10 protein-coding genes are annotated in these 12,093 nt (G+C 36.9%); all 10 read left to right on the top strand.

The window, feature by feature from the left end; translation table 11 throughout:
* Nucleotides 1-16 precede the first annotated feature (16 nt).
* The 10 genes from MKL36_RS05165 (at nucleotide 17) to MKL36_RS05120 (ending at nucleotide 12,013) form a co-directional block, all read left to right on the top strand.
* Nucleotides 17-1,456, top strand: a complete 1,440-nt coding sequence (locus MKL36_RS05165; RefSeq protein WP_021510811.1) for a DHA2 family efflux MFS transporter permease subunit — start codon at nucleotides 17-19, stop codon at nucleotides 1,454-1,456.
* A gap of 11 nt (nucleotides 1,457-1,467) precedes the next feature.
* Nucleotides 1,468-3,309, top strand: a complete 1,842-nt coding sequence (locus MKL36_RS05160; protein ID WP_021510810.1) for an IucA/IucC family protein — start codon at nucleotides 1,468-1,470, stop codon at nucleotides 3,307-3,309.
* A 9-nt stretch (nucleotides 3,310-3,318) separates the two neighbouring features.
* Nucleotides 3,319-5,229, top strand: coding sequence for an IucA/IucC family protein (locus tag MKL36_RS05155; RefSeq protein WP_021510809.1), 1,911 nt, complete (start codon nucleotides 3,319-3,321; stop codon nucleotides 5,227-5,229).
* A gap of 12 nt (nucleotides 5,230-5,241) precedes the next feature.
* Complete coding sequence (locus tag MKL36_RS05150) at nucleotides 5,242-6,012, top strand: (2Fe-2S)-binding protein (RefSeq protein WP_001097748.1); 771 nt, start codon at nucleotides 5,242-5,244, stop codon at nucleotides 6,010-6,012.
* Complete coding sequence (locus MKL36_RS05145; protein WP_021510808.1) at nucleotides 5,999-6,616, top strand: RraA family protein; 618 nt, start codon at nucleotides 5,999-6,001, stop codon at nucleotides 6,614-6,616. The genes MKL36_RS05150 and MKL36_RS05145 overlap by 14 nt, the downstream gene beginning before the upstream one ends.
* A gap of 85 nt (nucleotides 6,617-6,701) precedes the next feature.
* On the top strand, nucleotides 6,702-9,020 hold the full coding sequence (locus MKL36_RS05140; protein WP_000413998.1) for a TonB-dependent receptor: 2,319 nt from the start codon (nucleotides 6,702-6,704) through the stop codon (nucleotides 9,018-9,020).
* Nucleotides 9,021-9,104: 84 nt separating this feature from the next.
* On the top strand, nucleotides 9,105-9,398 hold the full coding sequence (locus tag MKL36_RS05135; RefSeq protein ID WP_000018791.1) for a hypothetical protein: 294 nt from the start codon (nucleotides 9,105-9,107) through the stop codon (nucleotides 9,396-9,398).
* Nucleotides 9,399-10,922 (top strand): PepSY-associated TM helix domain-containing protein, encoded by a 1,524-nt coding sequence (locus MKL36_RS05130; protein WP_021510807.1) that lies wholly within the window; start codon nucleotides 9,399-9,401, stop codon nucleotides 10,920-10,922.
* Nucleotides 10,919-11,257, top strand: a complete 339-nt coding sequence (locus tag MKL36_RS05125; protein ID WP_021510806.1) for a hypothetical protein — start codon at nucleotides 10,919-10,921, stop codon at nucleotides 11,255-11,257. Before MKL36_RS05130 ends, MKL36_RS05125 begins: the two co-directional genes overlap by 4 nt.
* A 135-nt stretch (nucleotides 11,258-11,392) precedes the next feature.
* Nucleotides 11,393-12,013 (top strand): GNAT family N-acetyltransferase, encoded by a 621-nt coding sequence (locus MKL36_RS05120; RefSeq protein WP_000956973.1) that lies wholly within the window; start codon nucleotides 11,393-11,395, stop codon nucleotides 12,011-12,013.
* Nucleotides 12,014-12,093 lie beyond the last annotated feature (80 nt).

Genomic DNA, 12,093 nt, shown 5'->3' with positions numbered 1-12,093 from the left:
AACAGAGGATATGTGTATGGAACGTTCTTCTGTGTCCGCGGCTCAACCTCATGAGCAAAGTTTACAACGCTACGTACTTCTGACGGTTATGCTTGGTACAGGTACGGTTAGTTTAAATAACAGTAGTTTCAACCCTGCAATACCTCATTTAATGTCCTATTTTCAGGTAGGTGAGGTATGGGCAAGTTGGGTAGTTGTTGCCTTTTTATTAGCAATGAGTATCAGTTTGCCTTTAGCTGGGTTCCTAAGCCAGCGTTTTGGTAAGCGATCAATTTATTTAATTGCCTTATTGGGGTTTGCTTTGGCTTCTACAGCAGGTGGTTTATTTAATCAGTTTGAATCGGTGTTGATTGCTAGAGCTCTGCAAGGCTTTTGTAGCGGATTAATGATTCCATTATCTCTTGGACTAATTTTTTCAGTTACACCAAGTGAACAACGGGGAAGTACAACAGGATTATGGGGTGCCATGATCATGCTAACCTTAGCAGTTGGGCCTATGCTCGGAGCACTGGTTTTGGTATGGCTTAATTGGAAGGCCTTATTTTTTATCAATTTACCTGTTGCTTGTCTGGCATTAATTTTAGGCTATGTTTTTCTACCTAAAGAGCAAGGGGACAATAAGCAAGAGTTTGACTGGGCAGGATTCTTTTTTCTCGGTTCAAGCATAGTTTTATTACTTGGGACACTGAGCCAAATCCATCAAATTCAGGACTTACTTCAACCTCTATATGGTGTGCTTTTAGTTCTAAGTGTGCTGCTTTTTATAAGATTTATTTTTGTACAAAAGAATAAGTCTATGCCATTAATCGAGCCAGCTTTGTTTGCTACGAAGGGTTTCCGCTACAGCTTAGTCATTTGTGTGGCACAAACAGTAGGCTTATTTATTGGTATGTTGCTCATTCCACTATGGATACAGCACCTTCTAAAGTTAAGTCCGCTTTGGACTGGTTTGGCGCTAATGAGCAGTGCAGTAGTTACCGGTATTTGTAGTCAACCTGCAGGAAAATATCTAGATCGTTACGGTGCTGCAAAAATCATGTCTCTTGGACTAATGATTACCGCGGCTTCTTTTCTTTTGCTTGCTTGGGCACCTGTACAAAATGTCTGGTTCATTGTGTTTTGTATGATATTACATGGCTTAGGAATGGGACTTTCTTATATGCCATCGACTACGGCAGGTTTGAACAGCTTACGCCAGCAGCAACAGCATCTAGTTACTCAAGCGGCCGCTCTAAATAATTTATTCCGACGTATTTTTGCTGCAGTGGCAGTCGTTATTGCCGCGTTATATCTTCAGCTAAGACAACAATCATTGCCGTTAAATACTCAAGCAATATTTACATCATTTCACACTATGCAGGAAATCTTTGTGTGTTGTGCAATTCTTATACTTTGCACTTTGCCTTTCGCATGGCGTTTTCCTGAACAGTACAGAATCGACCAATTAAAGAAATAGGATTAATAAAAATGGGACAATTACATCCAGTTTTATCAAATACACATGTGATTCAAAATGCTTTACAGGCTTGGCAGCATCCAAATTCGGATCAGGCAAAATATGTTGAGCAACGTGTTATTAAACAATTACTTCAAGCTTTAATTTTTGAAGATATTATTCATTCAGAATATGATGGAAAAAATTTTATTATAGAAATACAAAATAGTCAGTGCCAAACCATTCGTTATATCGCTGCAGGGCAAAGACAATATAGTTACAAACTGGTACGTCTCGCCCGTAATCAGGATGTATTTCGTCAAGATGAAAACGGTCATTATCAGATTGCTACTATAAATTTAGTTATTGATGAAATTCTTAGAACCATAACCGATGCAGCAAAAGTTGAAGATTTTATTTTTGAATTAAAACGAACATTTATTCATGATTTACAGTCTCAAGCATGTTTTGATCACTATGCTTTGCCAGCAATTCAATATCCATATGATATTTTAGAATCATATTTAATGGATGGTCATCCATATCATCCGTGTTACAAGTCACGTGTAGGTTTTAGTTTACAAGACAATGTACGCTATGGTGTAGAGTTCGCCCAACCAATCGCCTTGGTCTGGTTGGCTGTGCATCAGGACATTGTTGCAAAAAAACATTCAGAAGATATAGAGCCAGATTTATTTTTTAAGGAGCAATTGAATTCACAAGACCAAGAGCTATTCCTGCAACATCTCTCAGATCGTGATTTGAAGGCTGATGAATATATTTGGATTCCGGTTCATCCTTGGCAATGGGAAAACCATTTAATTTCTATTTTTGCTGAAGAAATCCTAAATGGCAAAATTGTTTATTTAGGGCAAAGTCAGGATCGCTATCTAGCCCAACAATCTCTACGCACTATGACTAACTTGCAGCATCCGGAAAAGCCTTATATCAAACTGTCGATGAGTCTAACTAATACATCAAGCTCACGTGTTCTGGCTAAACATACAGTAATGAATGGGCCAATTATTACAGACTGGTTGCAACGCTTAATTAAACAGAGCAAAACCGCCCAAGAGCTTGATTTTGCTGTATTACGTGAAGTGTATGGTTTAAGCGTGGATTTTACTAAATTGCCAAAATCACATGCTCAACAGGCCTATGGCACAATTGGATGTCTATGGCGTGAGAGTGTGCATCAATATTTACGTGAAGGTGAAGATGCAATACCGTTAAATGGCGTGAGTCATATCCAAAAAGATGGGCAAGCATTAATTGCACCATGGTTACAGCAATATAGTGTTGAATCATGGACACGTCAACTTTTGAAAGTTGTGATTACTCCTTTGATTCATTTACTTTTTGCGGAGGGAATTGCAACTGAATCACATGGCCAAAATATTATTCTTGTACATAAACAAGGTTGGCCAACGCGAGTTCTTTTAAAGGACTTCCATGATGGTGTGCGCTATAGTCCAGCACATTTAGCACACCCTGAATTGGCTCCTGAACTCGATCAGTTGCCGCCTGAGCATGCAAAAACCAACAGTATGTCATTTATTTTGACAGATGATTTAAATGGTATTCGTGATTTTAGCTGTGCCTGTCTGTTTTTTGTGGCTTTAACCGATATTGCAATATTTTTAAATCAAAACTTTGATCTTCCAGAAAAAAAATTCTGGCAATGGGCTGCGGAAGTCATCCAAAATTACCAACAGCAACATCCAGAGCATGCTTCACGTTACCAATTATTTGATGTTTTTGCCGAAAAATTGCGCATTGAGTCATTAACTAAACGGCGTTTATTTGGCGATCGTAGTATACAAATTAAATTTGTCGATAACCCGTTAGCTCCTTTTAAATTGCAGGTGAAGTGAGATTTATCTATGAATGCACTTCAGCCCGTTTATCAAGTAATGAACCAAGGAATCTTACAGGATTTTATCAATAGCCTACTGGTTGAAACGATTATTCCTGAACAGTTTATTTTTGATTTTGCGACTGCCCAAACTGCGCTAAATCAACATGGCAAAAATCTTCAAGAAGTATTTAAAAACACGTCTGAACAATTTTCTTTTGTGCTATTACACGAAGAGAATCGGCAAGGCTTGGTCATGTTTACGGTACAAAAAGGTATTACTCAAGCCTGGAAGTTTGCTAATGAAACAGAAGTTTTTCTATTGGAACGCACAAATGATCATGTTCAGATCAATGTGATTGGGATAATAGAACTTTTTGAGTTTATTCAAGCGATAGGTCTTTTTAATCATTGTAGTGCTGATAAAGTTCAAGCCTTTTATGAGCAGCTGCAAAAATGTTTAAAGCAATATCATTTATTACAACAGCATCGGGTAAATGCACATGATTTATTGAATCAAAGCTTGGCACATAGATTCCGCATTTTAGAACAATATGCAGGTTATCGGGACCGCCCATATCATCCTTTAGCCAAATTAAAAGAAGGTCTCAGTCAGCAAGAGTATATGCAATATTGTCCGGAATTCGCTCAAGAATTATCTATTCATTGGGTGGCTGTACATAAAGATAAAATGATGTTTGGTGAAGGGGTAGAAAATATTTTCAAACAACAGCCAAGCGAAATTTTTATTCCTCGTTCTGAGCGATATCAATTAAAACAGGAAATGTTTCAACGTGGGTTAAATGAAACCCACATTGCAATGCCAATTCATCCTTGGCAATTTGAGCATTTATTTCCCAAATTCTATGCGGATGATATTGCCGAAGGCATTTGTCATCCTTTGAATTTTATCTCTAAAGGAATGTATGCCAGTGCGTCTATGCGTAGCCTCTTATCAAAAAATGTTTTAGAAGAAAGTCTAAAATTACCGATAGGAATTAAGGCTCTTGGTTCATTAAGATTTTTGCCTATTGTGAAAATGATTAATGGTGAAAAAAATCAGAAATTATTACAGCAAGCCAAGGCAAAAGATGCTGTCTTAAAACAAAAATTATGGCTTTGTGAAGAAACACAATGGTGGTCATACTTACCCGAGAAGCAAAATGACCGGACAGCAGACAATGAGTGGTTATTTGTAGAGAAACCTACCCATTTGGCAGCTCAGCGCCGTCATATTCCAGCTGAATTATTGCAAGAACCTTATCAACTTATACCAATGGCAAGTCTTGGACATACAATTATGGATCAGCCTGCCATTTTTGATTATATTTTGCAGCTTCAACACAAGGACATAAATTCCAAGCAGATACTTATCGAGTTTGAGAAACTGTGTACATGTTTCTTTGATGTAAATTTGCGATTATTCCGCTTAGGGCTTATGGGTGAAATTCATGGGCAAAACATATGTCTTGTGTTGAAAAATGGCGAATTTGATGGATTGATGTTCCGTGATCATGATTCATTACGTATTTATTTACCTTGGGTAGAGCAAAACGGATTAAAAGATCCTAATTATTTGAGTCCACATGATTTTAAAAATACGCTTTATCATGAATCGGTAGAGGCTCTGTTATTTTATATTCAAACTTTAGGTATTCAGGTTAATCTAGGGTGTATTGTTGATAATTTAGCTAGTCATTATCAAATTGAAGTTAAGAATCTATGGTCTGTACTTGCTCATGCGTTACAGCAAGTTATTCAAAATCTAAACTTCCAGCCAGAGATTTTGGCCCAGCTCCAACATTTACTATTTGAAGTGCCTGAATGGCCATATAAGCAGTTACTTCGACCTTTGCTAGAACAAGATACACGGATTGGTAGTATGCCATCGGGAATTGGGAAAACCCGAAACCCACTTTGGTATGCCTTAAATTGTTAGTGATATCTGACGATGAATACGTCTTTTAAAATACAGGCAGAGAAGTGTGCAACTCTGCCTATATTGCAACAGCGTCTGAAATTAAATGTTCAAATACTACCTGAAAGTTCAACAACCTTAGATTGTCTGTTGAATGATGATGTATGTCGACAGGTGTTACAGGATTTTGCAACACGTATTCATGCTAAAAATCTAACTTGTGCGACCTCATTATTTGTCAAATATTGGTGTACAAGTTGGATCTTACCTTTTTTATATTGCCATGTGGCTGTTTTGCCATTTGTAAAATGGGATAGTTCAGCATTAGTTATAGACTTGCCGGAACAATGGTATTGGGATAGGACTTTACAGTTAAACCAAACAAGTTTTTATTCTTTTCAGATTATACATTTGCAAGAGTTTAATGACTTGATAGAACAACTGAATGTGCTATTTAAGCAGTTAGCGAAAATAGGTCGCGTACCTTATGTATTACTCTGGGAAAATGTAGCTGTTCGAGTAGTACAGTTTTATCATTCTTTTACAAATCAAAATCTAAATCCGGATATACAGTCTCGGTTAGAACAGCAAAAACAATTCTTTAAGTCAAAAGCTGCCGAAAGTTTTTATTTAACTGAAAATCCATTTGTGCGTTTATGGAATGGATGGCATCCAGAATTTAATACTTTTATGAGACAAAAATGCTGTTTTTATTTTCAGCTCGAAGAGGCTGAGCAGACCTTATGCCGTAATTGTCCCTTACGTTTAAAAGAAATCGGAAAATTTAAAGATGAATCAAATTGATACTTATAAAGCACTTGTTACAGCATATAAAGAAATAGCAACCTCTACTATTGGTCATGTACTTGATCAGGGATATATTCCTCAGGTATTCCCCTTAAGACCTGAAGATAAGGTGGTGGGGATTGTACGTACAGTTCGGATTGAATCGATCAATGCGAGTGGTTTAAGACAAGTCTTGATGAGTTGTCAACCAAATGAAGTTCTCGTTATTGATGCAAGATATGATCTACAACGTGCTTGCTGGGGAGAGCAAAGGAGCGTAGCTGCTATACACTGTGGTCTGGCTGGGGTTGTGGTCTTAGGTGCTATTACAGATCGGCAGGCTTTACTTAAACTCAAACTTCCTATATTTGCTCATACAACCAGTTGTTTAACCACTCGCAATGAAGGGGAAAGTCTCATTGAAATAGATGCCAAGATTCATATTAATCATACCATTGTACAAACTGGAGATCTGATTGTAGGGGATGCAGATGGAATATTTATAATAAAAATGGATGTGGCACAGCAATATTTAGATGAATTTCAAATGCTTGAGCAAAATGAACAAAATAAGAAAAATGAATTCTTTTTAAAAAATAAGATAGATGACTATTATTTTTAATAAAAATCATTCTCATTAATGTTCGTATTTAGTATGATGTCGTGCCTCTTGAAAAATCGTTGAGTAACATTTGGGCTAGGGAGAAATGGAAAAAATGAATGTAAACAATAAGATTGGGGTTAAATCACGTAATCACATACGTTCAAAACAAGTACTTTTTAAGATGACACCTTGTTGTCTTGCCATATCGGCTATTTTTGCACAGCAGGCTTATGCAGAAACCGTAACTCAAACGGCTGAGGTAAGTGAAAATGCAACACAAAAACCAGTAACCCAATTGCAAAAGATTGTAGTAACTGCGACTCGTACACCAAAAAATATTGCAGAGATTGCGGGTACAGTTCAATCTATTGATCAGAAACAAATTATCCAGCAAGCTACGGCGGGTCGTAAAGTTGCTGATATTCTTGCTCAACTTGTACCATCTCTTGCATCAAGTAGTGGAACAACAAGTAATTATGGCCAGACAATGCGTGGACGAAACGTATTAGTCATGATCGATGGCGTTTCACAAACAGGTTCTCGCGATGTTTCTCGTCAATTAAATAGTATTAGTCCTGGTATGATTGAACGCATTGAAGTAATTTCAGGTGCGACTAGTATTTATGGGTCAGGTGCTACTGGCGGTATTATTAATATTATTACTAAAAGAGCAGATACATCTAAACCACTTAGCTTTGAAACAAAAGTAGGCATTACATCTTCAGATACATTCCGTAGTGACGGCTTAGCTTATGAAGTCGGACAATCTGTCTCATTTAATAAAGGCAATATGGATGGTTTCTTAGGAGCTAATTTTACAAGTAGAGGGTCTCAATTTGATGGAAATGGCGATAGAATTTCCTTAAGCCCTTGGCAAGGTAGTACGATGGATACTGATACTATCGATGTAAATGGGCGTTTAAATTTCAATTTAAATGATACTCAGACATTGAGCTTTGGTGCCCAGTACTATAAAGATAAGCAGGATACTGACTACGGACCGGATTACTCTTATTTACCGACAACCTCTAAGAGTAATGATGCTACAACGCCAACTTATAAGGCAATTAAAGGTTTAAAGCTTAGTAATCCATTATTTACCGAGCGTTATGCTGTTAATTCACAGTATCAAAATCAAGACTTTTTAGGCCAAATACTAAATGTTGAAGCATATTATAGAAATGAAAAATCACGTTTCTTCCCATATGGCCTATCAAATAAATCCGTGACTTCTGTAAACCAGTCTCAATCAGAAATTGAAGTAGCTGGATTACGTTCAACTATGCAAACCGATCTTAATATTGCCAATCGGGATATGAAAATAACCTATGGCCTTGATTATGATTGGGAAAAAGATAAGCAATTTGTTGATATTTTGGCAACTCAATATCCTTATTTAGTGTATACGCCAACAGGCCAACGTAAAGGTTATGGACCAAACACTGAAATTCAAAATATTGGAGCATTTGTTCAAAGCGATTATGCAGTTACGGATAAATTGAACTTGCAAGCAGGTATTCGTTACCAATATATTCAAGCGGATACCGATGCTTATATTCCTAGCCGAGAGACAACAATGGTTCCGGCAGGATCAACACATGATGATAAGCCGTTATTTAATTTAGGTGCAGTTTATAAACTTACAGATGCACAACAGGTATATGCTAATTTCTCTCAGGGCTTTAGTTTCCCTGACGTACAACGTATGTTGCGCGATGTTTCTACTTATACCGTTTCAACAGCAAATCTACAGCCAATTACAGTAAATAGTTATGAACTAGGTTGGCGTTTGAATCAGGATGATGGCTTAAATCTGGGATTGACTGGTTTTTACAATACTTCGGATAAAACTGTCCAATTCAACAATCGTGCAGCAAAGGTTGTAGATACAGATCAAAGAGTATACGGGGCGGAAGCAACTATTAGTTATCCATTTATGGAAAATTATAAGGTCGGTGGCACTTTAGGATATACCCGTGGTCAGTATAAAGACGTGGCGAATAAATGGCATGAATTAAACTCATTTACGGTTGCTCCAGTGAAAGGAACCCTTTTTGCTGAATGGGATAATAATGAAGGGTATGGTGTTCGTGTTCAGATGCAAGCTATTAAAGGAACAAATAAAGCTTATAAAGATGACCGTGAATTAGCCGCATTTGCAACAACTCAAGATGAAGCTTTCCAAAACGCTGTAAAGAATGATGCGAATAGTGCTGCGCAAATCAAAGGTTATACCACTATGGATGTATTAGCACATTTCCCGGCTTGGAAAGGTCGTGTAGATTTTGGTGTTTATAATGTGTGGAACCGTCAGTATCGAACAGTATTTGCTCAGCAAGCAGCCGTCTCTAATGCTAATCCGTTGTTAGCAATCCCTGCAGAAGGCCGTACTTATGGTTTAAGTTATACTTTTAACTATTAATGCAACTAACGAAAGAGATGCCTGTATAGAGCAGGTATTTCTTTCAATCAAATCTGGCATATTTAAATTTTTAAGGCCATTTAAATGAGTCATCTAAAAAAACAAGAAAATTTTAATTTTACCTATAGCAGGATCTTTTTTATCTGTTTAGCCGCTTATTGCTACAGTTCATGGCTCAGCCTTGTTTTGGCCAAATGGTTACCTTTTGCTAAAGCAGAGAATGTTTATTTTTCGGTATTTATCAGTTTTATCTTTTTTATTTTTTATATTGTCTTTACGAGTTCCATTTTATCAAAACTATGGTTTTGGATGATCAATAGCTTAGGCGTAGTGTTATTAGTGAGCTATTGGCTATTAGCTAAATGGGGAGTGGCTTAAATGAATTTTCGTCAAATTCAGGCAATACTACACAGTTGGTTTGGAATTATTGTTCTTTGGGTTATCTTTTTCATTTTTTTTACGGGCTCTATTGCTTATTTTCGGACGGAAATTAATGTTTGGGCACAGCCAGAAGCAATCAGCCATATTCAAACAGTCCCTTCTGCACAACATTCTGCGCAAACTGCGTTTAACTATCTCAACCAACATGCACCAAATGCCAAAAGATGGCGAGTCACAGTAGCCAATGAGCGGATGCCTGTGAACCTACTTCAATGGCAGGATAAAGAGGGGAAACATCAAGAGTTACAAAACCCTAATACCGGAGAGCTATTAGAACCTGTACGGAAGACTTTGGGTGGAGATTTCTTTTTCAAACTACATTACACGCTTTATCCTTTGCCAAGCACGTTCGGTAGCTTAGTTGTAGCAGTTGTTGCCTTAATTCTATTAATTAGTTTAATCACAGGTGTGATTACACATAAGAAAATTATTAAAGAGTTTTTTACCTTTAGGGCTTTTAAAGGACAGCGTTCTTTATTAGATCTTCATCACATAACAGGAGTTATCACTTTTCCTTTTTATTTGGTGATGGCCTTTACTGGATTGTTGATTTTATTTTATCTAGTTTTACCGTGGGGATTATCGGAACAATATGGTAAAGCTGGTATATCTAAGTTCTATAATGAAATGCAGTTTACCGAGGTGGCAAAACCTCGAGAACCTTCCTTAACAGAAGCGATGCAACCTTTTAATCAATTCATGGCACAAATGCCTAAGCGAACAGAATCTGGAGCTATTTTAGATAAATTTGAAGTTCAAAAGCCTAATACAGCCGATGGCATGATTACATTTGACTATAACTATAAAAATATTATTACCTTAAATACTCCTCAATATATTTTTGCAACAAATACGGCTGAACGACTCAATCAGCCACGAAATTTAAGTGCAATAGCACAATTAGGTTCATCAAGTTATGGGATTCATTTAGGTTACTTTGCTTCTATCTGGATGCGTTTTATTTTTGCTTGTTTAGGAATAATCGGATGTGTCATGTTGGTTGCAGGCGCATTACTATGGCAAAAAAAGCGCATCAAAGAACAAAAGAAATTTGGATATAGATTAGTACAGCATTTGAACTTTTTTACTTTCTTAGGGCTGCCTTTTGCCTCAGCCTTTTATTTAATGGTTGGTCGGATTATACCTGCTTCATTTGAGCCGAGGGAACTATACGAGGTTTCTGCATTTTATATAGCATGGCTATTAAGCTTATTGATTAGCTTTAGCTGCTCAATAAGGAAGGGAATAATCATCATGCTATATATTACGGCTGCTGTTTTATTGCTTATTCCTGTTATTAGTGTCGTTCTGGTACCAGAAGCCTCTTTATTAAATAGTCTAAAGTCTGTGCATTGGTCTCTTGCTGGTATCGATCTGGCGCTCATACTGCTCGGGCTATTCTATTTAGTAGTATTACGCTTCTACCAAACCAAATTTATTACGTTAGGAGAGGCTAAATGAGCTTTGCATCATTATTTTGGGCTATTGCTGCCATAATGCAAGCATGTATGCTCAGCCAATTTGGTCAGAAAAAGCTTCAATATAGCTGGCTTACAAGCACATCTAGACGTGTTTTATATGGAACAACCATATTATTTTTGCTTAGTTCATTGTTTTGGAATTGCTCCTTTGAAGGAAGCTCAGTAGGAGTCTTATCATGGTTTTTTGCCATAATCACAACCGCTTTCTTTTTGCAAATTATTGTTTTTTATTTTTTTAGAAAATATTTTATTCCTATTTGGTTAATGGTAATCGTCGTTGCAATTATTTTCTCGATTGTTGAGTGGGTACCTTAAATATTAGTAGGGGGAAAGCTGAATTTTTTGTCCATGATTTATGCAATAAAAAAAATAGTAAAAATAAGCTTGCATCTTAAATAAAAATGATTATCATTATCAATTATAGGTTATGTCATAGCAAGGACCGTTATAATGCTTACGCTTTCACAAAAGCTCCCAGATTATTTTGAATATATTGAAAATGATGTTAGCTACTCATTACGTCAGGTTCAGTATCCTCAAGATATACCACTATTACACCGCTGGATGCATGAGCCACACGTTATTCCTCAGTGGCAATTAAATAAAAGCGAAATAGAACTCAAAGTTTATTTTGAAAAAATGCTAGCTGATGATCATCAACGTTTAATGATTGTAGGAATCAATGGTCAAGACGTGGGGTATGCCGAAATTTATGAAGGGAAGCGTGATCGCCTAGCTCGTTATTATAAAGGTGAAGACAATGATTTAGGTTGGCATTTACTATTTGGGGAGAAATCTGCTTTTGGTCAAGGCTTTTTGCGCCCAACAATTCGTTTATTGAATTTCTATATTTTTGAAAATTCCCCAACAAATAGAATTGTAGGAGAGCCAGATCATACAGTGAAGCCTTATGCGGCTGTAGTAGAAGACATGTGCTATGAAGAGCAGGGCTTAATTCCAATGCCGGAAAAAACGGCAATGTTGTATTACTGTTTCCGTGAAAAGTTCTATGACAGATTTTTTGAGTTATACCAGGCATCGCAACAAAAATTACAGCAAAAAGCGAGTTAATTTCTGGTATGGGTAGACCTGCAAGACATAATAAAAACAATGCAGGTTTGTTTAGCAGTAAATGGACCTAAGAAAAATAA

Source organism: Acinetobacter sp. AOR12_HL, assembly GCF_027855275.1.
Lineage (GTDB): Bacteria > Pseudomonadota > Gammaproteobacteria > Pseudomonadales > Moraxellaceae > Acinetobacter > Acinetobacter baumannii.
This window is presented reverse-complemented; position numbering and strand designations above follow the sequence as displayed.

Bases quoted from the DNA above. Each gene is read 5' to 3' on its own strand.
- MKL36_RS05165 (WP_021510811.1), top strand. From the start codon at position 17: ATGGAACGTTCTTCTGTGTCCGCGGCTCAACCTCATGAGCAAAGTTTA.
- MKL36_RS05160 (WP_021510810.1), top strand. From the start codon at position 1,468: ATGGGACAATTACATCCAGTTTTATCAAATACACATGTGATTCAAAAT.
- MKL36_RS05155 (WP_021510809.1), top strand. From the start codon at position 3,319: ATGAATGCACTTCAGCCCGTTTATCAAGTAATGAACCAAGGAATCTTA.
- MKL36_RS05150 (WP_001097748.1), top strand. From the start codon at position 5,242: ATGAATACGTCTTTTAAAATACAGGCAGAGAAGTGTGCAACTCTGCCT.
- MKL36_RS05145 (WP_021510808.1), top strand. From the start codon at position 5,999: ATGAATCAAATTGATACTTATAAAGCACTTGTTACAGCATATAAAGAA.
- MKL36_RS05140 (WP_000413998.1), top strand. From the start codon at position 6,702: ATGGAAAAAATGAATGTAAACAATAAGATTGGGGTTAAATCACGTAAT.
- MKL36_RS05135 (WP_000018791.1), top strand. From the start codon at position 9,105: ATGAGTCATCTAAAAAAACAAGAAAATTTTAATTTTACCTATAGCAGG.
- MKL36_RS05130 (WP_021510807.1), top strand. From the start codon at position 9,399: ATGAATTTTCGTCAAATTCAGGCAATACTACACAGTTGGTTTGGAATT.
- MKL36_RS05125 (WP_021510806.1), top strand. From the start codon at position 10,919: ATGAGCTTTGCATCATTATTTTGGGCTATTGCTGCCATAATGCAAGCA.
- MKL36_RS05120 (WP_000956973.1), top strand. From the start codon at position 11,393: ATGCTTACGCTTTCACAAAAGCTCCCAGATTATTTTGAATATATTGAA.